Below are 21,589 nucleotides of genomic sequence, written 5' to 3'. Positions count from 1 at the left end.
CTGTCGGCCGCGCGTCCGGTGCCGATGACATAGGCACCGGCCTCACGTGCGAGTTGCGTCACCATCGAACCGACGGCGCCGGCTGCGCCATGTGCAAGGACGCTCTGCCCCGCCTGAAGACGGCCGTGCTGAAAGAGTCCCTGCCACGCGGTCAGACCCGAGATTGGCAGGCTCGCGCCCACTGTGAAATCGACGTCGCCTGGCAGCGGCGCGAGGTTGCGTGCTTCCATGGCAATATACTCCGCCAGTGTGCCGTCGCGATACCAATCGGCGAGACCGAACACCCGCTGTCCCACTGAAAGACCCGTGGTGCCATAGCCGAGCGCGGTGACCACTCCGGCCAGTTCGTGTCCAGGGATCGATGGCGTACGCGCCTGGTCGCGGCGGTCGGTCCAAGTCGAAGGCCACTCCAACTCGGTCGGGACGAAGCCCGACGCATGAACCTGAACGACGACGTCGTTTATCGCTGCCTGTGGCTTGGGCCGCTCCACCAGTGTCATGCCGGCCGTTCCCGCAGACTGGTTCGTCACAATGATCGCTTTCATGGGTGTCGTCTCCGCAGATACTTGTTGGTTCAGGGTAAATTGCACGCGCGGAAGGGGCTTTTCGATCTCACACAACCAGTTATCGACTCGACACTTTCTGCGACGACCTTGATGTCAATTTGCTCGTGTGCCGCAGCGACACGGATCGCCATTGGGGAGCGAACTTGCGTGGTTCAAGCACCAGCGGCGACCGAGGGTTAACTCGGCCGCTGCCGCATGATGTTAGCAAGCCTCTAAGGGTGCGCCGTCTTCAGTGCGCGCTCCCCGCTTTCGGGCGCGTTGAGCACGAAGGTGACGAGGAGAACGGCAGCACCGTTCGCCCAGTAGTACCAGGCGTCCAGTCCCTGCAGGCCGAGCACGAAGGGCACGGCGACGAAAGTAATGCCGACGAGGCGGTCAACCGCGACATGCAGCCCAAATGGCAGCACTCGGACTACACCAGTCCTGTGATTGGTGAACAGGGTCAGAATGAGGGCGGCGACGCCAGTTGCGACCGACACCCAAAGCGCCAGCGGATTGGCATGGCCGAGCCCGAGCAGGAACGGCGTTGCCATCAGGCTCAGCGCGACGGGATAGTCGAGGAAGGCGTGAACGGTCTTTGTGACGAAGCGAATATTCATGAGACTCTCCGGTTGATCGAGGACTGGGGACTTGCACACCACTTATATGGAAGACTATGGGTGACGCTTGGTGCCAATTATTTTGCTGATCGTCCCAATGGACCCCTTCGCTGCCCTGTTCGCCCACGTAACGCCGACGGCCCGGACATTCTTCACGGGGAACCTGTGCCAGACGTTGCAGTTCACTGGTGTGGGCCATTTGCACCTGTTCAAGGCAGGCGCGCTCACGGTCACCCAGGACGGACAAGCCGACCTCGAACTCGTTGAGCCGACCCTGCTGTTTTTGCCGCGCGGGCGGACCCACAGTTTCGCAGTTGATCCTGGGCGCGGAGCCGACCTCGTATGCGCGACCGTCGAACTCGGGGGTGCGGAGGGCAACCCGATTGGCCAGGGCCTGCCTGAATGTGTGGTCCTGCCGCTCGCTGCTCATCCGGCGCTGGGCCCGGTTTGTGATCTGCTGATCGGCGAAGCTTTCTCTGAAGCTGGTGGCCGCCAGGCGGCGCTCGACCGGCTGTTCGACTATCTCCTGATCCTCATCGTGCGTCACGTCGTTGAGAGCGGGATCATTTCGACCGGCGTGCTCGCCGGGCTCGCCGACCCACGCCTGGCCAAGGCGCTGACCGCGATGCACGAGGCGCCGAAGAAGCCTTGGAAGCTTGAGGATCTGGCCGACGTTGCGGGCATGTCACGCACGAGGTTCGCCGATCATTTTCGGACGCTGGTCGGCCTGACGCCCATTGAGTACCTGACGGTCTGGCGCATGACGATCGCGCGCCAGCTTCTCGGCAAGGGTAAACCGGTCAAGAGTGTCGCGGCGCAGGTCGGCTACGACAGCGCGGCCGCCTTCTCGCGCGTGTTCAGTCGGGTGACCGGGCGGCCGCCGCGCGAGTTCGATGCACTCCGGGATGGATCTCCCTAATCGATGAACTCGGCACTAAGCGTCGGTACAATCAACGGCATGCTTAAGCGACGAAGCGGACCACGCCGCCTTCCACGCGCAGCGCCGCACCAGTCGTTGCGGAGGCCTGCTCCGAGCAGGCATAGACGATCATGTTGGCGACCTCGTCGGTCGTCGCGAAGCGCTGGATGAGCGTAGTGGGGCGCATCGCCTTCAGGAAGCCCTGCTCGGCTTCCTCCTGCGTGACTCCGTTCGCCTCGGCCTGCTTCGCCATGAAGTCGCCCAGGATTTCGGACCGGGTCGGCCCCGGCAGGACGGCGTTGACAGTGACGCCCGTGCCCGCTACCGCCTCGGCAAGCCCACGCGAGACCGCCAGCTGCGCGGTCTTTGTCATGCCGTAGTCGAGCATCTCCTTGGGAATGTTGACTGCGGATTCGCTACTGACGAACACGACACGGCCCCAGCCTTTCCTCACCATGCGCGGCAGGTAATGGCGCGCCATGCGCACGCCGCTCATCACGTTCAGCTGGAACAGCCCGAGCCAGTCCTCATCGGGGATTTTCGCGATGTCCTCGATGCCGTTGTAGTCGCGGATGTACGCCGTCCCCACGTTGTTAACGAGGACGTCGGCGTCGGGCGCCTGCGCGAAGACGGTCTCGGCGCCCGCCGCCGTCGACAGATCGGCGGCGATGCCGGAAATGTCGCTGTCCGGAAAGGCTTGTCGCATCTGTCGCACCGCTTCATCGACGCGGACGCGTCCACGGCCGTTGATGACGACCGAGGCGCCGGCACGCGCCAGTCCTTCCGCAGTGGCGCGGCCGATGCCCGCCGTTGAGCCCGTAACGATCGCCTTGCGGCCCTTGAGTTCGATATTCATGTGATTCATCTCCGATTGCATTTGGGCCGCTAGCCCTGGCGTCAGAACAGGCGTGTTACCCTGCCATCTGCGCGACTTCCGCCTCCGCAGCGACAGCGAGGCTTTCGACCCATAACTGGTGATAGCGGTAGAGCGCGCCGGGATGCTTGCACCCGAGCTCCTCAAGGAACCAGGGACCCTGCTGCGTCTCCTCGGTCAGCACATGACAGCCGTCGGCCGTGGGCGTAATCACCCAGCCGTGGTAGGCGCTAGAACCTGTCTCGTCACCATCGACGGTCGTCGCCCAGGCGAGCCTGCGGTCAGGCACGCATTCCGTCACGACAAGGCTCATCGGAAAGCCGACCGTCACCCGGCTGTATCGCGTCCCGAGCGCCAGTTCTCGCCCGCCGCTTAGGATTTTGACCTGATTTTCGGCAGGAAAATAACGGGACCAGTTCTCGGCATCGACGAGCAGCTTCCAGACCACCTCGGGCGGAGCTTTCACGTCGATGTCATTGAGCGCGTAGATGGCCGAGATTTTCGGGTCGTACCGCTCGGGCCAGATTACACGGTCATACATTGTTCACGACGCCTTCTTGAACAGATCCTGGAAGATGAGAGGCGCCCAGCTCTTGTCCCGCGCCTGTATGAGCGATCCTCCCTCCGCTAGTCTCCCCAGCCAGACCGGCGCGAATCCCAGTTGTTCGACCAGGGCGCGGACGGGGGTGGATGCCGCGTCATCGTCGCTAGCGTAGCTCATATGTTTTCTCCTTGGGTTGTCACGCCCTGCGTGGCTCCGAACGATCAAATGGAGCGCCCGGCCGGGCGTAGTGCGTCAGAGTTGTGCTAGGCCGCCGTCGGCGGCGACTTCGCTGGCGGTCATGAAGCTGCTGTCCGACGACGCGAGAAAGGCAGCCACCGCCGCGATCTCCGCGGAATCGGCCATGCGCTGGAGCGGAGTCATCGCGCCGTAGGCCCTCTGGCCCTCCTCGCCCAGCGCTTCCTTCGCGAGTTCGGTCGCCGTCGCCCCGGGCGACAACACGTTGACCCGGATGCCGGTGCCCTTCAGGTCTTCCGCCCAGGTCCGCGCGAGATTGCGAACGGCCGCCTTGCTCGCGCTATAGGCAGTGAAGCCCGGGGCGCCCGTGGTGCCGGCGCTCGATCCGGTCAGGATGATCGAACCGCCCCGGCCCATGAGCGGCAACGCCTTCTGGACCGTGAAGATCGTACCCTTCACATTGGTGTCGAAGGTTTCGTCGATGTGCTTGGCGGTGATCTGGCCGAGCGGCAGCGGACCTCCCGCACCGGCATTGGCGAAGACGATGTCGAGGCTGCCGCGCTCGGCCTTCACCGCAGCGTAGAGCCGGTCGAGATCGGCCTCATCCGAGACCGAGCCCTTCACCGCGCGGGCATTGGGCCCAAGGTCGGCCAAAGCGGCGTCAAGCGCGTCCTGCCGGCGGCCGAAGATGAAAACGAAGGCGCCTTCCTCGATGAAGCGCTTTGCCGACGCGCGGCCGATGCCGGTCGCGCCACCCGTGATGACGGCGGTCTTTCCATTCAGTCTGGTCATGACGTGCATCCTTCGTTTCGCCGTCTCGTGTCTTTGGCTGTACGGGAACGTCCCGCGAGAGCCTCAAGATGGGTTCGCCGAAGTCGGGCGGTGAGTGCGCAATCGCGCACATCGGTGGTGCGAAAACGATCCAGCTAGATAATTGAACGCCGCGACGACTGCGCAAACTACGGCTGATCGTGTTAGAATGGGCCTTTGCAAGCCGCACTGCGCTGCGCAGGATTGCACCATGATCGACTGGGATGACGTTCGCTACTTTCTTGCCGTCGCACGCGGAGGCTCGGTGCGGGCTGCTGCCGCGCACCTCGGGGTGAATCATTCAACCGTGCTGCGACGCATCGCCCAGCTCGAGGAACGCCTTGGGGCGCACATGTTCGAAAAGCTGCCTTCGGGCTACCGCCTGACGGCTGCCGGCGAGGAGGTCCTCGAGCTCGCGAACCAGATGGAAGCGTCGTCGCACCAGTTGGAGACGCGCGTCTTCGGTCGCGACCAGAGCGTGCGCGGGCTTCTGCGGGTGACACTGGCACCGACCCTTGCGACACACCTGCTCATGCCGGACTTCGCCGATTTCGCGCGTCTGCATCCCGACATCGAGATGGAAATCCTGTCGTCCGGCGATCTGGCAAATCTGACCAACCGAGAGGCCGACGTCGCGATCCGCGTCGTCTACGACCGCAAAACCCTGCCGCTCAATCTTCACGGCCTGAAGGGGCCGGAGCTGTTCGGCGGCGTCTACATGTCCCGCGATCGACTGGCCGCGTGGCGTGCGGGCGCGCCTGATCCCATCCGGTGGATCGTCATAAGCATTCATGGAATTCCGGATTGGGCCAGCGAAGTTCGCACCACGGGGGTTCCGTTCAGGACCACGGACGGCGAGGCGCAGATCGTTGCTGTACGGCAAGGGCTCGGGATGACGACACTGCCGTGCTTCATTGGCGATGCCGACCCCCTACTGGTGAGGGTGCCGGGCACCGAGCTGCACATGTACGGAACGCTCTGGCTTCTCACACAGGGGGAGACACGCAAGACGAAGCGCGTGCGGCTCTTCACGGAGTTCGTATCCCGTAGGCTCGCCGCGCACGCGCCGCTTCTCGCGGGGCTGTCCATATCGCGCGACTGACGCCCGGCAGGTCGCAGGCGACGCTTGCCGTAATCCGGTCGGAAGCCGAGCTGCGATCGCTTGAAACGGCGTCGTTCAATCCGCGGATGTTGCGCCGTGCGCCAATGAGGAGAAATAGGCATCGCCTGAAAACTCCTCTGCAGGATACTCATGATCCGCAGGCGGCAACCACCGAATCCTCTTCATGGTGCTCCTGAAACGAAAAAGGCCACCTCGCTTTGGAATTCTTACGTCATCTGGTAGTGGTGCTCCCAAATCGCCGGGAGATGGGCAATGCCAGACAATGAAATCGTGCGCGACAGCAACGGCGCTCAATTGAATGACGGCGATTCCGTCACGTTGATCAAAGACCTGAAGGTCAAGGGCACCTCGGAGACGATCAAGCGCGGCACGATGGTCAAGGGTATCCGCCTCAATGGAAATCCCGGGGAGATCGAGGCCAACACCAAGCAGGTGAAGGGCCTCGTGCTTAAAACCGAGTTCGTGAAGAAGGCGTGACCCCCCAAGGGGCGGGCCATCTCCAAAGGTGGGCCGTTTTGTGTGGATAGTTATCCATGACCTATTGGTCCCGCACGGCCTGCCGGGCACTCTCACGGCATGCAGGCGGAGTATGTTGAGCTGGTCTTACTGGAGCAGTCGCTCGCCAACACAGACGGCATGTATCGGCCGTTTTCGGATCGATTGGGTGACATTGCGGAGAAAACTGGCGGATTTGTCTTGTTCGATGTTCGCGTAGAGAGCGACATTCGAATTCAGAGAATGGCGGCCATCGGGTTTGGTGTAGACGGCACCGTCGCAATCATGATGGATAAGAACGGACAGCTTATTTCCGCGCCGATAAACGGAGACAACGCCCCCCTGGTTGCCGAACTAACCGCCTGGACTTCGCTGCCGATGGCCGAGCAGGTTTGTGTTGGTTACGGCGGGGCGGCAGCGAAGCTGCTTGCGGCGCTTCGTAAATCGGGCCGACCCGACCTAGTGAACCATGCATGTTAATGAAAAGGCCGCCTCGATGGGCGGCCAGCGTTGGATTCGAGGTCCAAAGCGGCGACATAGCCTTTCACCAACCGGATGCAAACCGCTGTCGCCTTTCGCAAGCACCTCCTCGGCCCGTCGCGTGGCATCGTCTGACAAGCCGTGCTCGGCGGCCCGTCTCGCAGCCAGCGACGTCGCATTGAACATGAATTCACTGCCGTATGCTGCCGGTGCGAGGCCATTGACGGGCCGCACAAGATGTAAGTGCCTTCACGGATCAAGTTTCCACGCTAGCCAAACAGGCGCTTTTCTCAAGCAAGGTGGCAAGAAATTGCGCAAGCTGTGTTGGCAGTTTGAGAATCGGCCGATATGCCGCACAACAATGCCGGCAGGACGAGCCGAAAATCGAGCCGAGAATGATGATCTGACGCAATGTCCAGGTCGCAGAAGGACAGTTACCCGTGACGCAGAAAGGAATCACACTAAAAGACGTTGCCGCAGCGGCTAAGGTGTCGCGCGCCACGGCCGCGCGGGCGCTCAACAGCTATGGTTACGTTGGCGACGAGACAGCGCTCCGCGTGCTTGAGGCAGCCGAAAGGCTGGGCTATCGGGCCAACCTCGTCGCGCAGGCGCTGCGCAGCGGACAGCTGCCGATCGTAGGCTTCGTGCCTGGCGACATCCAGAATCCGTTCTTCGCCCGAATCGCGCACGACATAGAGGTCGAGCTGCGCAAGCACCGCCACAATCTTCTGATCGCCAGCAGCGAGGAGAACGTCGAGCAGGAAAAGGAGTTGCTGGAGAGCCTGCGCTCGCTGAGCATCCGCGGCTTCATTCTGGCGCCGACATCGGCGACCGACAACCAGCACATCGTGCAGCTGGCGCACGAAGGCGCACCGGTCGTGCTGATCGATCGCGTCGTCAAGGAACTGCAATGCGATAGCGTCGTCGTCGACAATGAAGGCGGCGCGCGCGAAGCGGTCGATTACCTCGTTTCCAATGGACACGACCGTATCGGCCTGTTGCGCGATGACTCACGCATCTTCACCGCGCAGGAACGCCTCGCAGGCTATCAGAATTCATTGCAGTCGCATGGCATAGCGCTCGACGAATCGCTGATCAGCGTCGCGCGTTCGACCGTCGAGCATGCTGTCGACGCTACCATCCGCCTGTTCAGCCGCCGCAACCGTCCGACCGCCCTGTTCACGGTGGACAGCCTGATGACCCAGGGCGCGCTTCTCGGCCTGCGCTCAATGGGGCTTTCGATCCCGCACGACGTGTCGCTGGTCGGCTTCGACGACTTCAATCTCGCCACCTTCACCGATCCGCAGATCACGGTCGTGGCCCAGCCTATCTCCGAGATCGGTCCGCTTGCCGCCAGGTTTCTGCTTGAACGGTTAGCCGGCAAGAAGATCGCGCCGCGTCATATCCGGTTCCCGACGCGCCTGATTGTCCGTGGCTCGGTTGCACATCTCCGCGGGCGCTGACCGGGACCAGAATCTTTCAGCTTCGACAAATTTCATCGCGAAGGGACTTGCCAATCGCGAAAGTTCGTGCCCATTATCGCGATGTGAGATCGATCTCACATCGCGATCGATCGAAGACTGGTTAGACGGCGCATCGACGCTTGCGCCCAGGCAGAGGCTCTGCCGTATCCGCAATGCAAGGAAGAATTACATGCTGAACTTTGACAAGGACCGCTTCATAAGGATCCAGAGCGGTGCCGTTTCCATCGCCGGCGAGGCACGTTCGCTCATGCGCGCGCTGCTTTCGGAAGGCGTCGAGCGGCTGTTTTTCATGGGCACCGGCGGTGTGCAGCTTCTGACCCTACCCGCGATCGATCTGGCGCAGCGCTACTCCACCTTTCCGGTGAGCGCTGCATATCCGGCCCAGGTCGTTCTCGATCCGCCGGCCGGTCTCGATAACAAGGCCGTGGTCGTGATTCCCTCGCTGTCGGGCACGACAAAGGAAGGCGTCGAGCTCATGGCTTTCCTGAAGAAGCGGGGCGTTCGCACGATCTCGCTCACCGGCCATTCGGACACGCCGATCGCGCAGGAAGCCGACCATAACTTCACGAACTTCGCCGAGGACGATACCTCCTCGGAGTCGTTCTACCTGCAGACGCTGCTGATCGTGCTGGCTCTGCTGGCCGAGCGCGGCGAGTATGACGGGTTCGACGCGGCTGTCGCGGAACTCCAGCTTCTTCCCGGCTTGCTTGCCGATGCGAAAGCCGCCTTCGAGGACAAGGCCGCCGAGCTGGCCGCTACCATCAAGGACGAGACCTATCACATCTTCACCGGCGCCGGCTCGGTGTGGCCCGAGGCCAACTACTACGGCATGTGCATCTTGGAAGAGATGCAGTGGATCCGCACCCGCCCGGTGCATGCGGCAGACTTCTTCCACGGCACGCTCGAACTGGTCGAGCCGGGCGTCAGTGTCTTCGTGTTCAAGGGCGAAGATGCGCTTCGCCCGCTGGCCGACCGGGTCGAGAACTTCGCCAGGCGCTACACCGACTGCGTCCGCACACTGGATGCCGCCTCGGTCAAATTGCCGGGCATCTCGGCTCAGGTGCGTAGCATGATCTCGCCGGTGCTGCTCGCCACCTTGCTTGAGCGGCTGAGCGCGCATCTCGAGGTGCTGCGCAACCACCCGCTGACGACCCGTCGCTACTACAAACGCGTTGAATACTGATCCCCTCTCAACCTCTGAAGGAGCTGCTTATGAAACGTTCGCTGCAAGTCGTGGCGGTCACAGTGGCCGCGGTATCATCATTGGGGCTGTCGATGTACGGCAGTTCTGCTGCTTCGCCGGCTGTCGCGGCCGATCCCAACGCCAAGGTCGAATACAGCGGCACGCTGTCGATCCTGACCAAGTTCGGGCTGCAGCAGCTGTCGCCCTATTTCGTCAATCTGGCGCAGGAATACGAGAAGCTCCATCCGGGCGTTAAGGTCGAACTCATCCAGGAAAGTGACGACAGCGTAAAAGGTAAGACGAAGACGCTGGTCGCTTCGAACTCGCTGCCCGATGTCTACTTCTCCTGGACGGGCAGCTGGGCTGGCAACTTCGTCCGCGGCAATCGCGCCGTCGACCTGAGCAAGGTCATCGGCCCCGATACCGACTGGGGCAAGACGCTTTCTCCGGCGGCCGTCAAAGCGTTCGAGTACAATGGCAAGCTCTACGGCATCCCGCTTTATCAGGATGCCAAGTTCATGGGCTACAACAAGCAGATATTCGCCAAGCTCGGATTGAAGGCGCCAGCCAATTTCGAGGAACTGCTGACGAGCTGCGATGCCATTCGCAAATCCGGCGCGACGCCGATCTCGCTGGGCAACAAGGAAGCGTGGCCGGCAATCCACTTTGCGGGCCAATTGCTCGCCTACAATGTGCCGCAGCCAACGCTGGAACGCGACTTCGATCCGGCCACGGCCGAATACACCGATCCGGGCTATGTCGCGGCGCTCAAGCAGTTCAGCCAGCTTGTCGAACGCTGCACCGACGGCGCCGGCGTCAATGGCACGTCCTATGCCTCGGCTCTCCAGGCCTTCACCAACGCTCAGTCGGCCATGTACTATCAGGAGATCATTGAGTTCGATCAGGCTGCCACATCGGACTCGGCGCTGAAGCCTGCCGATTTCGGCTTTTTCAAACTGCCCGTGCCCGATGGCGCCAAGGGTGATCCCAAGTCGATCGAGGGCGCACCAGAGGGCTACATGATCAATGCGGCGTCGAAAAACATCCCGCTGGCGATCGATTTCATGAAGTTCGTGACCTCGAAGGAAAACGCGCAGATCCTGTCCGCGCCGCCCTATGGTCAACCGAGCGCCACCATCGGCGGCGCCTCGGAATCGAACATGAGTGTATCGGTGGTCGACGGCCTCAAGGAGATCAATGCGGCTTCGTTCCTGATGCCTTGGCTCGATACGGCCAATCCACCGCGCGTCGCTGCTGTCTGGCTGTCCAGCCTGCAGGCGCTGGCGGGTGGCTCGATGACGCCTGAGCAAGTGATGGACGAGGTGCGCAAGGCCGCCTCCGCAGCCAAATAAAGCAGACAATGGCCAGGACATCGGACACAATCGGAAGCGGCGCCGCGGTACGCGGCGCCGCCAGGCCGCAAAGGCCAAAAAGCTTACAGACCCGCTTCGGCAATCTGTTGTCGTTCCGATGGGCCGCGATCGCGCTGATCCTCATCGGCTGGTTCGTCTACTATCCGATCGTCGACAACTTCATCGTCAGCACCACCGACCAGGATATCTATACCGGCGAGGTCACCAATGTGGGCCTCGCCAATTACGACCGGCTTCTGCATGACCCGGTCGTGCTACTCGCGCTCTGGAACAACTGCCTGTACGCCATCATCTCCGTCGTCTTTCAGGTCTTCGGCGCGTTTCTGCTGGCGGCGATCATCGAGGACCTGAAGAGCGAACGCTGGCGCCGCTTATGGCGCGCCGTGTACTTCGTGCCCTCCGCCATCTCGATCACAGTGACCGGCCTGCTGTTCTATTTCATCTACCAGCCGCAGATCGGCTTGCTGGATGCGGCGCTCAGTCGCGTTGGTCTCAGCCAGCTCGTCCTGCCCTGGCTCGGCAACGAGCACACGGCCATCTATGCCATCATTGCCATGAGCCAATGGCAGGGTTTTGGCTACTCGACGCTGCTGTTTGCCATCGCCATTCAGAAAATCCCGCGCGACCTCTACGACGCCGCCACGATGGACGGCGCCGGTCCGCTTCGCCGCCTGTGGAGCATCACCTTTCCGCTGACGCGGGAAATGACTGGGCTGATGATCATCGTCACCATCACCGGCGCGTTCCAGGTGTTCAACGAGGTCATGGTCATGACCGCGGGCGGGCCTAACAACAGCAGCCAGGTCCTGGGCACGTGGCTCTACCAGAAGGCCTTCATCGAGGACAATTTCGGCTATGGCGCCGCGATTGCCGCCGTCATCTTCGTATTGACCATGCTCACCGGTGCAGCCCAGCTCTGGTACACGAAACGTCGCCGGGTACAGCTATGAGCGCGGCGGCTGCAGTTGGGCGGGCTCGGCGCGTGAATGTTTGGTCGGTCATCGCCAGGACGTTCCTATATTCCTTCCTCGTCTGCCTCGGCGTCGTCGTCATCTATCCACTGATCTGGATGGCGCTCAGCGGCTTCAAGGACAATGCGCAGATCTTCGGCGATCCCTTCGCCCTGCCTGCCCATTGGTCGTGGAACAACTATGTCCAGGCGTGGAACCAGGGGGTTCGCGGCTATGTCACAGTCTCTGTCCTTGTGACCGTCGCCTCGGCCCTATGCACGGTGCTGATCAGCGCCTGGACCGCTTTCGGCTTGACCCGGACCAGGATGCCGGCAAAGCCGTTGGTTATCGCCATCGTGCTGGGCGGATTGATGCTCAGTCCCACCGTGGCGATCATTCCGCTGGTGAAGATGCTGCAGGCGCTCGGCCTCTACAACACCTACTGGGCGCTGATCATTCTCTACACGGCTTTCCGTGTGCCGTTCACCACCTTTCTGATCCGCGCCTACATGCTGGATCTGCCCGGCGATATCGATGAGGCGGCGACGATGGACGGCGCCAGCGAAGGCCAGATCTTCTGGCGCGTCACCCTGCCGCTGTGCCGGCCGATCATCATCTCGTGCGTCATCCTGCACGTTCTGTTTGCCTGGAACGAATATCTGTTCGCCATGATCTTCACCAGCGGCAGCGACGTGCAGACGTTGCCCGTTGGCCTGACGTCCATCATGGCAACGCACGGGACCAACTATGCTGTGGTCTTCGCCGCCATGACGATCTCTGCCCTGCCCATCGTCATCGTGTTCTTTGCCGCGCAGCGCTACTTCATTCGTGGCCTGTCCGAAGGCATCGGCAAGTAGCAATTCCCTGAAAGGACCCCTTCATGCCGCAGCTTGCTTTCCATCAGCTGATCGGAGCCGACATTTGCCTTCTGACCTTCCGGGTGCCGGCATGACGCAGCCAAAGCTCGTCGCCGTCGGGGACAATTGCCTCGACACCTATCTCACCAGCGGCCTGCTCACCGTCGGTGGCAATGCGCTGAATGTTGCAGCGCAGTGGCGGCGCAACGGCTGGACGGCACGCTATTTCGGCGCCGTCGGCGAGGACCCCGAGGGTGACGTGGTGCTTGCCGAACTGGCAGGTGTCGGCCTGTCGCCGGACGATGTCGAACGGCGCCCCGGCGACACCGCCGTCACCTTGCTCCGCGACGAATCCGGGGATCGGAAGTTCCTGCACGAATCGTTCGGGGTCGGTGAAAACTACATGCCGGCGCCGGAGCATTATGCAGTTATCGCCGGAGCTGACTGGGTGCATCTCGGCACCAACGCCAACAAGGACCTTGTCCGACGATTGGTGGCAGACCATGTGCCGTTCAGCATCGACGTATCGACGACGCATCTGGCGCTGCCGCTCGACGGTGTGCCACTGCTGTTTGCCTCAGGGCCTGACGAGGTCGATAAGCCGGTCGAGCCGTTGCTCACCGCACTCAGGGCCGCCGGCGCGCGGCAGGTTGTCGTCACTTGCGGACGCCGCGGCTCCTATTTCGATGACGGCAAGGGTGTCGTGCATGCGCCGGCCACACTGGTCGACGTGGTCGACACATGCGGTGCCGGCGACAGTTTCATCGCGACATTCCTGACCGCGCTCCGCTTCGAAGGCCGGGGGCCAGCCGAAGCGCTGCACACAGCTTCAGTAGCGGCGGCGCAGACCTGTACGCATCTCGGCGGATTTCCCCAGAAGCCCCGTCCCATACCAGAATGGCTGCCGGCCAAATACGCCAGCTTCATCACCGACGCGCAGGGAGCCTGACCGTGACGACACTTCGTCTGCGACAGCCGGCAGCAGCGCTTCCGTCCGACCGGTCGTTCTGGCTGCAGGATATCGGCGCCGGCGCGGTGACTGATCCATTGCAGGGCAATGAGCGCGCCGATGTGGTGATCGTCGGCGGCGGCTACACCGGCCTGTGGACGGCGCTGCGTATCCGTGAGCTTGCTCCCGAAACGCGGGTCGTTGTCCTTGAAGCGGACCTTTGTGGTTCAGGCGCCTCGGGGCGCAATGGTGGTCAGGTCCACTCGTGGTTCGCCGAGCTCGACCAGATCAGCACGGTCGTCGGCCTCGAAGAGGCGCGACAACTCTGTGCCGACACGGTGGCGTCGATTGCGGAGTTGAAGGCGCTGCAGCAAAACGGCACGATCGACATGGATCTGCGGCTGGACGGATGGCTGTGGACAGCGAGCTCGATTGCCCAGGAAGGCGCGTGGGAGCACGCCGTTGCCATGACGGCGGCGGTGGGAGAGAACCGTTTCAAGCCGCTGACGGCCGAGGACATCGAACGCCGCACCGGTTCATCCGCATCCTATGCCGGTGTCGTCGAGACCAATGCCGGTACGGTCCATCCGGCCAAACTGGCGATCGGATTGCGCAACCTGGCATTGGCGCGCGGCGTGATCATCCATGAGCGCAGCCCGGTTCTCGACATCGAGCCAGGCAGGACATGCAAGGTGCGCACGGCGCGGGGCATGGTGCAGGCCGAGAAGGTCGTGCTCGCAGCCAATGCATGGCTCTCGGCGCTGCCGGAGCTGCGCCGCCATCTCTACGTCGTCGACAGCCAGGTGATCGCTACTGCCGCGGTGCCGGAATTGCTCGACATGATCGGTTGGCGCGACGGTACCTCGATCTGCGACTCCCAGAGCCAGGTTCTGTACTATCAGCGTACCCGCAAGGGCAGGGTCGTGTTCGGCCGGGGAAGCGGCAACGTGGCCTTCAGCGGGAACTTCGGCGCCAGCTTCAACCGCAGCCCGGAGCATGGCCGCGACAATGTGCGGGAGCTGCGTCGGGTCTATCCGGCGCTGCGTGATGTGCCGGTCGAGTATGACTGGGCAGGCCCCATCGACTGCGTGCCCGAGCACGTCCCGGTCTTCGATCACCTGCGTGGCCATCCCAACATCTTCTATGGCATGGGCTTCAACGGAACCGGCATCGCACAGACGCCGATTGGCGGGCGAATCCTGGCCAGTCTGGTGCTGGAGCGCAAGGATCGCTGGAGCGCCAGCGGCCTGGTTGGCATCGAACGCCGGATGTCATTGCCGCCCGAACCGTTCCGTTACCTCGGCGCCAAGCTCGTCCGCAGCGCAGTCCGCCGCAAGAACGACGTCGAAATCCGCAACCGGAGGGCGGACAAGATCACCAATCTGCTGGCTGGGCTGAAGCCAGGCCACCGCAAGAAGTAGGCATTATGCCGAGCACCTTGCCCACCGTCATGCAATCGAGGAGAGCACAATGGCCGATCTGACACTCAGGCAGATCAGGAAGTCCTACGGCAGTGTCGACATTCTCCATGGCGTCAACCTCGACATAAAATCTGGCGAGTTCATAGTTTTCGTCGGGCCTTCGGGTTGCGGCAAGTCGACCTTGCTGCGGTCGATCGCCGGGCTGGAGGAAATCACCTCCGGTGACCTGTGCATCGATGGCGAGATAGTCAACGACGTGCCGCCGTCGAAGCGGGGCATCGCCATGGTGTTCCAGTCCTACGCACTCTATCCGCACATGACGGTCTACGAGAACATGGCCTTCGGCATGCGGATCGCCAAGGTCGGCAAGGCCGAGATCGACCAGCGGGTGAAGCAAGCGGCTGAAATCCTGCAACTGACCAAGTATCTCGATCGTCTGCCCAAGGCGATGTCGGGCGGCCAGCGCCAGCGCGTCGCCATCGGCCGCGCCATCGTGCGCAATCCCAAGGTCTTCCTCTTCGACGAGCCGCTGTCGAACCTCGACGCCGCGCTTCGCGTCGCCACCCGCATCGAGATCGCCAAGCTCAAGGAATCGATGCCCAACACGACGATGATCTACGTCACCCACGACCAGGTCGAGGCGATGACCTTGGCCGACCGTATCGTGGTGCTGAAGGACGGTCACGTCGAACAGGTCGGCACGCCGATGGATCTCTACAAAAGGCCCGGCAATCTGTTCGTTGCCCAATTCATCGGCTCACCGGCCATGAACATCGTGCCGGCCAGGATAGAGACCGCCGGTGCGACAACGGCGATCAGCCATATAGGCGCAAACAAGGTGACCGTGCCCCTGGCGACGCCAGCGTCCTCCAAGGGAACTGAGGTCAGCTTCGGCGTGCGACCGGAAGACCTGTTCGTCGTCACCGGGCCTGATTTTCTGTTCGAGGGGACAGTGGACTATGTCGAGCAACTCGGCGAGGTCCAGCTTGTCTATATCGACATCGGCCGCGCCGATCTGCCGCTGGTGACCAAGCTGCCTGGCAATGCCGCAGTCACCCGCGGAAGCGCGGTGAGGCTGTCAGCGCACCCGCAGGATCTGCACCTTTTCGATGGCGACGGCCGCTCACTCCGGCATCAGGAAGTAGCTCTCCTACTGGATTGATGACGGTCTCCGCACCATGCATCGCCTGAATGCCTGTGCGCATCGCGCCCACATTCTCAACACGTCAGGAAGCCACCGAATTTTGGAGACCGTCTGGCAAGGGTCGCGAGATCCAGTTTGGTCAACGGGATACAAACGGCGTCGACCGTCTTGCGCAGGTCGATCAACCGACGTGTCACATAATGCCGAAGGTTTTGTAGGCTTCCACCGCGCTCATGCCCTCGCGGATCGCGTTGGCGACAAGCCTTTCGCCACGTACTTTTTCGAGGGCCAGCCGAACGACGTCTTCCTCCACTTGCCGTGGAATAACGAGGACCCCTTCCTTATCACCGAACAGGAGCGTGCCCGGCTCGATCCGCACACCACCGATCTCGAGTGCGCAGCGATAGTCTATGACCTTGCCGCGCACGCCCTGGTCTTGTGCATAGTAACCGGTGCAGAAGCACGGGAATTCCAGCGCCTTGATGCCGTCGGTGTCGCGAGCAAAGCCGTCGACCAGCGCGCCATGCGCGCCGAGGATCTTAGCGCGGGTCGACATAAGCTCGCCCCACAGCGCGTAGCGCGGCGAAGCGCCACTGGCGACGTAGATTTCGCCGGGCTTCAGATCATCCAGCGCTTCGAACATCAGCCCGAACGGTTTGGTCATCAGCGGATTGCGGGTCGGTTCGTTGGACAGAAAGATGTCGGATTCGAGCACCGGCATGGCCCGACCGAGCAAGCGCGTCTTCTCGTCGACCGGCTTGAACACGGGCGGAAGGAACTGATGCTGCAGCCCCAGCGTATCCATTACGTCTCCGACCACCGCGACGAAGAGCTCTTTTTCGAATAAACGATACATTTCAGCGTCGTCGGCATAGAGGCGCGTCGATCTTGTCATGAGCCTTGCCTTAGGGTGCTCGTGGAATTGGCGGTGCGGGAAGGTCCCAGCGCTGCGGCGTTCTGAACCAGCGCACGCATATAGCCCAAGGCAAAAGCCTTTCCGGCGTGCCACGGTGCGTCGCAGGACATTTCCGGCGTATGATCGGGGATGATCACGCCGTCATAGTTTTCATCGCGAAGGATGCGGACGATCTCGGCCATGTCGATATCGCCGTCATCGACGAAGGTCTCGTGGTAGGTAGGCACCTTGCCGCGCACGTTGCGGAAGTGGATGTAGCCGATGCGCTGGCGTCGGGCGAAGCGCCGGACGTGCTCGTAAATGTCATCGGTATCAGGCATTTCCTGCAGCGAACCGAGACAGAGTTCCAGTCCATTGGACGGCGAGTCGACCATATCCATCAGCCGGTCGTATTTTTCCGGCCGGTTGACGAGCCGCGCAGCACCGCGCAGCGCCTCGGCCGGCGGATCGTCGGGGTGCGCCGCCATCACGACGCCGGCCTCTTCGGCCACCGGTACGATCTCGCGCAGGAAGACACCGAGCCGCTGCCAAAGCTCATCGGTGCTGACCTTCACCGGCTCGGCATTCGGCCGGCCGGCGCGGTAGCGCATGTTCCAGACAACGCCGTCGGGAACGGGCAGATCTGGATCGATGGCGGCAAGGTCCAGTCCTACCGACATGGCCTCACCGCGCGCGAACGGGCCACGCGACCAGCCCCAGACACCGGCAATCGAGAAGTTGTAGCCGATACATGGAATGCCGGCGCGCCCGGCATCGCGAACAAGGCGCTTCAACCCTTCTATTTGCGCCGGGCGATCGGGCCCGCCGAGCAGCACGTCGGACCAGAAGCGGGGTGAAAAATTCTCGATCGCCGCGATCTCCAGTCCATTGTCGCGCACGGTCTTCACCAGGCCAGCGAAGTCCTCGTAGCTCCAGAGTTCATCGGTGGAGCAGTCGCCCCAGCCTTCCGTTTCGCTGCCGGCCGACAGCGATGGGTCGCGACCGCGAAAATAGTTGGTGAGGTGGGCAACGATGTGGGTGGCGCCAGCCTGACGGGCGAAACGGAAATTGCCTGGTGTCAGCGACTCCCGGTAAAGGCCAAGACCGATCTTCATGATCTATTTCACGCCAATGCCGGCGGTCAGGCCGCCATCGATCTTGTAGTCGGCGCCGGTGCAGAAGCCGGCTTTCGACGAGCACAGGAAAGCAATGAGCTCCGCCACTTCCTCGGGTTCGCCGATGCGGCCAAGCGGATGGGCCGCGCCGAAACGCCTGTAGGCCTCATCGACATCGGCGTCGCTGCCATTGTCGCCGCGCGCTGCCTTCTCGAGGATCGGCGTGCGGATCGAGCCCGGACTGACCGAATTGACCCGGATGCCTGATGTCGCGTAGTCGAGCGCCAGCGAGCGCGTCAGCGTGTGGATGGCGCCTTTGGTCGTGGCATAGGCGGCGACGTTTTGCTGGCAGGCGAAACCCTGCACCGAGGCGACATTGACGATGGCGCCGCCGCCTCGCTTGATCATTTCCGGGATGCCGAAATGCGCGGTCAGATAGATCGAGCCGATATTGACCGTCATCGCCCGGTTCCAGGTTTCCCAGTCGGTCGTCGTCGCGGTCCCGTACGGATGGATAGCCGCGGAATTGACGATGATATCGATCCCGTCGAACCGCTTGACGCCCGCCGTGACCGCGTCACGAACCTGGTCGGAAACGGAAACGTCAACCGTCTGCACCAGCGCATTCGCCCCGGCTCCGGCGAGGCTTTCCTGCATGGCCGCATTGGCTGCTTCATCGATACCGCAGGCGATGATCGCAGCACCCCCCTGCGCCAGACGCTTCGCGGTGGCGAGCGCGATGCCGGTCGTGCCGGTGATCAGCGCAACCTTGTTCTCAAAATCAGACATGGTGCAAATCCTTGGAAGATGTCAGGTCCGGCTGCGCCGGCGAGGTTCGCGCGTTTTCGAGGTCGTCGGGAACGAAGCGCAAGCCGAAATCGAGATGCCGGCTCATCAGGTAACAATAGGCGATGCGATCGCGCGCGCGCAGCGCCGCAATGATCTCGCCATGTGCGCGACGTGTTTCGCTGAGCACCGGCCGGATGGATTTCCCGACGGTCATGATGTGCTGGATAACCGGCGACAGGAACTGGTAGGTCTGCACCAGCATGCGGTTGCCGGCGAGCTTCATCAGCGCCAGGTGGAAATCGAAATCGCGCTGCGCCGCCTCCTGGACATCCTTGCTGGTTTCGATAAGGCCGTTGACCTCGTCCAGGGCGTCAAGTTCGGCGGCGCTGGCATTGAGAATGATGTGGTCGCCGATGCTCACTTCGATGATGCGGCGAAACCCCTGGATATCGTTGAAGGACGTCCTCGAGATGTCCATCTGGGCAGCAAAGAAGTTCTGGATAGCGACATTCTGGCGATCGGCCAGCACCGCGCCGACACGCGGCTTGGGGTCGATCAGGCCATAGGTGCGGATGGTGCGCAGCGCTTCGCGTATCGTATTGCGGCTGGTGCCAAACAGTTCGCAGAGCTCCCTTTCTGTAGGCAGGACGTCGCCGACGGACATGGCGCGATTGCGAATAAGGTCGAGAATCTGCCGCACGGTCTGGTCGACGGCCGAACTGCTGGGCCTAGCGTCTTCTGTCGCTCCCGCCGGGTCGTGATCAGCCTGCTCCAAGTGATTGCCTCCTGGATATTTGTTGGACCAAGACTAGGGCCGAGCAGATAAGAAATCAACCGAAAGCGCTCAAAAAAGTTGGAATGGCCCGATGAAAATCCAATTTTTGCTTGTTGACAGGTTTGTGGTCCAACAAATAAGATTGCCTTCTGACGTTTAGGAGGCTTCATGGAACAGTGTTGGCGCTGGTATGGACCGGGTGATCCGGTGACGCTTGAGCATGTCAGGCAGGCAGGTGCGACAGGCGTGGTGACGGCCTTGCACGATATCTATGACGGGCGTGCCTGGCCGCTCGAGAGCATTCTGGAGCGCAAGCGGATCATCGAGGCCGCTGGCCTGACATGGTCGGTTGTCGAGAGCATCCCGGTCCATAACTCCTTCAAGATCGGCGCACCGGAACGCGAGCGCTATGCCGGCTTCTACCGCGACAGCATCCGCGCGCTCGCCAAGGCCGGCATTGCGACGATCTGTTACAATTTCATGCCCGTGGTCGACTGGACGCGCACCGATCTGGCCTATCGGCTTCCGACGACGGGTTATGCGCTGCGTTTCGATGCGATCGATTTCGCGGCCTACGACCTGTTCGTGCTGAAGCGCAGCAATGCTGGGGCCAGCTACAGCGCCGCCCGCATCGCTGAGGCGGAAGCGCGGCTGAAGGAGTTGAGCAGCGAGGCGATCGACAGGATCGAGCGCAACCTGATCGCCGGCCTGCCAGCGACCGAGCGCAGCTACAACAGGGAAAGTTTTCGCGCGGCCCTGGCGGAATACGATGCGATCGGACCAAAGGAGTTGCGCGACAACCTTGCCTGGTTCCTGCGCGAGATCATTCCGGTGGCCGAAGAGGAAGGGGTACGCATGTGCATCCATCCCGACGACCCGCCCTTCTCGCTCTATGGCCTGCCACGCATCGTTTCGACCGCCGAGGATGCGCGGTTCATCCTCAACGCCGTCGATAGCCCCGCCAATGGCCTGACATTCTGCACTGGCTCCTACGGGACACGCGCCGACAACGACATCGTCGCCATGGTCAAGGAATTTGCCGACCGCATCCATTTCGCTCATCTGCGCAACATCACCATCGAGGATGACGGCTCGTTTTATGAGGGTGAGCATCTCGAGGGCGGCACCGACATGGCGCATGTCATCCTGGCTCTGATGCAGGAAGAGACGCGCCGTCGCAGGGAAGGCCGCGCCGACTGGCGCATTCCGATGCGACCAGACCATGGCCATCTGCTCGCCGACGACATCGGCAAGACCAGGATCAATCCCGGCTATTCGCTGATCGGCCGGCTGAAAGGCCTCGCCGAGCTGCGTGGCGTCATGCGCGCCGTGGAACGTTTCGATCTGGCTTGAAGCGCTGCTTTGGATCGCTGGGAGGTCATTTGCGCAGTTTGTGTAAGTGAAAATAGTTTGCACCAATGAAAATTAGTGCTATGTCGACGGCAAGGCCGGCTGTTGTCCGGCCGCCGGGAGGATTTGAAGAGTATGACGAAGCTGCGCGGATTGGCGTGGGATCATAGGCGTTGTTGGGGTCCGCTTGACGCCAGCGTCGGACCCTATTGCGCAAACCATCCCGGTCTCGAGATCGAATGGGATCGCCGCAGCCTCTACGAATTTGGCGAAGGGGCGATCGACCGGGTTCTCGGCCAGTATGATCTCGTCGTCTTCGATCACCCGTTCATTGGCGAGATCGCCAGTGGCCGGCTCATGGTTCCTTTCGATGAGCATCTGACCGGCGAGCAGCGCCAGGTCTTCGAACGGGATACGGTTGGCAAGTCGTGGCAATCCTACGCCAGGGAGGGGCGCCAATGGGCACTCCCGATCGATGCCGCCTGTCAGGTGGCGTCTTTTCGGCCGGATTTGATGGCCGCCTATGGCGATGCCCCGCGCTCCCATGGCGATGTTGTCGATCTCGGCCGCCGTACCCGCAAGGATGGAAAATGGCTCGGCCTGCCTCTGGTCCCGACGGATGCCATGTGCCTGCTGCTGACGCTTGGCGATCCGCAGGAAGAGGCCGACGATTTCATCAGCCGCGACAAGGTCGAACGA

At 62.1% G+C, this 21,589-nt stretch carries 22 protein-coding genes and 2 pseudogenes; 14 read left to right on the top strand and 10 right to left on the bottom strand.

The features are described 5' to 3' along the window. Positions 1 to 545 (bottom strand): NADP-dependent oxidoreductase (locus EN935_RS02175; protein WP_164770993.1); only part of this gene is annotated, 545 nt, incomplete at its 3' end. Between the two features lie 233 nt (positions 546 to 778). Next, positions 779 to 1,165, bottom strand: a complete 387-nt coding sequence (locus EN935_RS02170) for a hypothetical protein (protein ID WP_109670170.1) — start codon at positions 1,163 to 1,165, stop codon at positions 779 to 781. 70 nt (positions 1,166 to 1,235) lie between these two features. Between EN935_RS02170 and EN935_RS02165 the strand changes: the two genes are divergently transcribed. Next, positions 1,236 to 2,084, top strand: a complete 849-nt coding sequence (locus EN935_RS02165) for an AraC family transcriptional regulator (RefSeq protein ID WP_245468581.1) — start codon at positions 1,236 to 1,238, stop codon at positions 2,082 to 2,084. 43 nt (positions 2,085 to 2,127) lie between these two features. Here EN935_RS02165 and EN935_RS02160 read toward each other — a convergent pair whose 3' ends face one another. From EN935_RS02160 to EN935_RS02145, 4 genes and pseudogenes are all read right to left on the bottom strand, one after another. After that, complete coding sequence (locus EN935_RS02160; protein WP_109670208.1) at positions 2,128 to 2,940, bottom strand: SDR family oxidoreductase; 813 nt, start codon at positions 2,938 to 2,940, stop codon at positions 2,128 to 2,130. A gap of 55 nt (positions 2,941 to 2,995) precedes the next feature. Continuing rightward, complete coding sequence (locus tag EN935_RS02155) at positions 2,996 to 3,499, bottom strand: SRPBCC domain-containing protein (RefSeq protein ID WP_127262145.1); 504 nt, start codon at positions 3,497 to 3,499, stop codon at positions 2,996 to 2,998. Positions 3,500 to 3,502: 3 nt separating this feature from the next. Next, positions 3,503 to 3,670: pseudogene (locus tag EN935_RS02150) on the bottom strand (NADP oxidoreductase coenzyme); the annotation flags it as partial. 84 nt (positions 3,671 to 3,754) lie between these two features. Further along, a complete protein-coding gene (locus EN935_RS02145; protein WP_127373145.1) occupies positions 3,755 to 4,489 on the bottom strand; it encodes an SDR family oxidoreductase in 735 nt (244 codons plus the stop codon). 229 nt (positions 4,490 to 4,718) lie between these two features. Here EN935_RS02145 and EN935_RS02140 point away from each other — a divergent pair, with 229 nt between their 5' ends. From EN935_RS02140 to ugpC, 11 genes are all read left to right on the top strand, one after another. After that, positions 4,719 to 5,609, top strand: coding sequence for a LysR family transcriptional regulator (locus EN935_RS02140; RefSeq protein WP_127373144.1), 891 nt, complete (start codon positions 4,719 to 4,721; stop codon positions 5,607 to 5,609). 273 nt (positions 5,610 to 5,882) lie between these two features. Further along, positions 5,883 to 6,107 (top strand): alkylphosphonate utilization protein, encoded by a 225-nt coding sequence (locus tag EN935_RS02135; RefSeq protein WP_109672078.1) that lies wholly within the window; start codon positions 5,883 to 5,885, stop codon positions 6,105 to 6,107. Positions 6,108 to 6,206: 99 nt separating this feature from the next. Further along, the gene (locus tag EN935_RS02130) at positions 6,207 to 6,605 is read left to right on the top strand and encodes a hypothetical protein (protein ID WP_109672080.1); all 399 of its coding nucleotides are present in this window, start codon (positions 6,207 to 6,209) and stop codon (positions 6,603 to 6,605) included. A 440-nt stretch (positions 6,606 to 7,045) separates the two neighbouring features. Beyond that, positions 7,046 to 8,068, top strand: coding sequence for a LacI family DNA-binding transcriptional regulator (locus EN935_RS02125; RefSeq protein ID WP_109672083.1), 1,023 nt, complete (start codon positions 7,046 to 7,048; stop codon positions 8,066 to 8,068). A 190-nt stretch (positions 8,069 to 8,258) separates the two neighbouring features. Continuing rightward, complete coding sequence (locus EN935_RS02120; protein WP_109672086.1) at positions 8,259 to 9,272, top strand: SIS domain-containing protein; 1,014 nt, start codon at positions 8,259 to 8,261, stop codon at positions 9,270 to 9,272. A 29-nt stretch (positions 9,273 to 9,301) separates the two neighbouring features. Next, the gene (locus tag EN935_RS02115; protein WP_127262617.1) at positions 9,302 to 10,624 is read left to right on the top strand and encodes an extracellular solute-binding protein; all 1,323 of its coding nucleotides are present in this window, start codon (positions 9,302 to 9,304) and stop codon (positions 10,622 to 10,624) included. A gap of 8 nt (positions 10,625 to 10,632) precedes the next feature. Further along, entirely contained in the window at positions 10,633 to 11,595 is a 963-nt protein-coding gene (locus EN935_RS02110; protein ID WP_109672092.1) for a sugar ABC transporter permease, read from the top strand. Between the two features lie 32 nt (positions 11,596 to 11,627). Next, complete coding sequence (locus tag EN935_RS02105) at positions 11,628 to 12,452, top strand: carbohydrate ABC transporter permease (protein ID WP_245468653.1); 825 nt, start codon at positions 11,628 to 11,630, stop codon at positions 12,450 to 12,452. A 64-nt stretch (positions 12,453 to 12,516) separates the two neighbouring features. Continuing rightward, on the top strand, positions 12,517 to 13,401 hold the full coding sequence (locus EN935_RS02100; protein ID WP_245468652.1) for a PfkB family carbohydrate kinase: 885 nt from the start codon (positions 12,517 to 12,519) through the stop codon (positions 13,399 to 13,401). A gap of 2 nt (positions 13,402 to 13,403) precedes the next feature. After that, on the top strand, positions 13,404 to 14,822 hold the full coding sequence (locus EN935_RS02095; RefSeq protein WP_127262615.1) for an FAD-binding oxidoreductase: 1,419 nt from the start codon (positions 13,404 to 13,406) through the stop codon (positions 14,820 to 14,822). 49 nt (positions 14,823 to 14,871) lie between these two features. After that, a complete protein-coding gene (gene ugpC / locus EN935_RS02090; protein WP_109672102.1) occupies positions 14,872 to 15,984 on the top strand; it encodes a sn-glycerol-3-phosphate ABC transporter ATP-binding protein UgpC in 1,113 nt (370 codons plus the stop codon). Positions 15,985 to 16,159: 175 nt separating this feature from the next. Here the strand turns inward: ugpC and EN935_RS02085 are convergent, their stop codons facing one another. Genes EN935_RS02085 through EN935_RS02070 form a run of 4 tightly spaced genes read right to left on the bottom strand, consistent with a single transcriptional unit; the run spans position 16,160 to position 19,540 of the window. Beyond that, positions 16,160 to 16,861: an RraA family protein gene (locus EN935_RS02085; protein ID WP_109672105.1), complete on the bottom strand. Its 702-nt coding sequence runs from the start codon at positions 16,859 to 16,861 to the stop codon at positions 16,160 to 16,162. Next, positions 16,858 to 17,976, bottom strand: a complete 1,119-nt coding sequence (locus EN935_RS02080; protein ID WP_127262614.1) for a mannonate dehydratase — start codon at positions 17,974 to 17,976, stop codon at positions 16,858 to 16,860. The genes EN935_RS02085 and EN935_RS02080 overlap by 4 nt, the downstream gene beginning before the upstream one ends. 3 nt (positions 17,977 to 17,979) lie before the next feature. Then, entirely contained in the window at positions 17,980 to 18,765 is a 786-nt protein-coding gene (locus EN935_RS02075; RefSeq protein WP_127262613.1) for an SDR family oxidoreductase, read from the bottom strand. Further along, on the bottom strand, positions 18,758 to 19,540 hold the full coding sequence (locus EN935_RS02070; protein ID WP_127262612.1) for a FadR/GntR family transcriptional regulator: 783 nt from the start codon (positions 19,538 to 19,540) through the stop codon (positions 18,758 to 18,760). Before EN935_RS02070 ends, EN935_RS02075 begins: the two co-directional genes overlap by 8 nt. 168 nt (positions 19,541 to 19,708) lie before the next feature. Between EN935_RS02070 and uxuA the strand changes: the two genes are divergently transcribed. Continuing rightward, positions 19,709 to 20,893 carry a mannonate dehydratase gene (gene uxuA, locus EN935_RS02065; protein WP_127262611.1) on the top strand — a complete coding sequence of 395 codons (1,185 nt, stop codon included), beginning with the start codon at positions 19,709 to 19,711 and terminating at the stop codon, positions 20,891 to 20,893. Positions 20,894 to 21,025: 132 nt separating this feature from the next. Continuing rightward, a pseudogene (locus tag EN935_RS02060) lies at positions 21,026 to 21,589 on the top strand (ABC transporter substrate-binding protein); the annotation flags it as partial.

The organism is Mesorhizobium sp. M7D.F.Ca.US.004.03.1.1, assembly GCF_003998635.1.
GTDB lineage: Bacteria > Pseudomonadota > Alphaproteobacteria > Rhizobiales > Rhizobiaceae > Mesorhizobium > Mesorhizobium loti.
This window is presented reverse-complemented; position numbering and strand designations above follow the sequence as displayed.

Excerpts from the sequence above, each read along its gene's own strand:
- EN935_RS02170 (WP_109670170.1), bottom strand. The coding sequence starts at position 1,165 with ATGAATATTCGCTTCGTCACAAAGACCGTTCACGCCTTCCTCGACTAT.
- EN935_RS02120 (WP_109672086.1), top strand. The coding sequence starts at position 8,259 with ATGCTGAACTTTGACAAGGACCGCTTCATAAGGATCCAGAGCGGTGCC.
- EN935_RS02075 (WP_127262613.1), bottom strand. The coding sequence starts at position 18,765 with ATGTCTGATTTTGAGAACAAGGTTGCGCTGATCACCGGCACGACCGGC.
- EN935_RS02155 (WP_127262145.1), bottom strand. The coding sequence starts at position 3,499 with ATGTATGACCGTGTAATCTGGCCCGAGCGGTACGACCCGAAAATCTCG.
- EN935_RS02115 (WP_127262617.1), top strand. The coding sequence starts at position 9,302 with ATGAAACGTTCGCTGCAAGTCGTGGCGGTCACAGTGGCCGCGGTATCA.
- ugpC (WP_109672102.1), top strand. The coding sequence starts at position 14,872 with ATGGCCGATCTGACACTCAGGCAGATCAGGAAGTCCTACGGCAGTGTC.
- EN935_RS02110 (WP_109672092.1), top strand. The coding sequence starts at position 10,633 with ATGGCCAGGACATCGGACACAATCGGAAGCGGCGCCGCGGTACGCGGC.
- EN935_RS02080 (WP_127262614.1), bottom strand. The coding sequence starts at position 17,976 with ATGAAGATCGGTCTTGGCCTTTACCGGGAGTCGCTGACACCAGGCAAT.
- EN935_RS02085 (WP_109672105.1), bottom strand. The coding sequence starts at position 16,861 with ATGACAAGATCGACGCGCCTCTATGCCGACGACGCTGAAATGTATCGT.
- EN935_RS02130 (WP_109672080.1), top strand. The coding sequence starts at position 6,207 with ATGCAGGCGGAGTATGTTGAGCTGGTCTTACTGGAGCAGTCGCTCGCC.
- EN935_RS02145 (WP_127373145.1), bottom strand. The coding sequence starts at position 4,489 with ATGACCAGACTGAATGGAAAGACCGCCGTCATCACGGGTGGCGCGACC.
- EN935_RS02135 (WP_109672078.1), top strand. The coding sequence starts at position 5,883 with ATGCCAGACAATGAAATCGTGCGCGACAGCAACGGCGCTCAATTGAAT.
- uxuA (WP_127262611.1), top strand. The coding sequence starts at position 19,709 with ATGGAACAGTGTTGGCGCTGGTATGGACCGGGTGATCCGGTGACGCTT.
- EN935_RS02160 (WP_109670208.1), bottom strand. The coding sequence starts at position 2,940 with ATGAATATCGAACTCAAGGGCCGCAAGGCGATCGTTACGGGCTCAACG.
- EN935_RS02140 (WP_127373144.1), top strand. The coding sequence starts at position 4,719 with ATGATCGACTGGGATGACGTTCGCTACTTTCTTGCCGTCGCACGCGGA.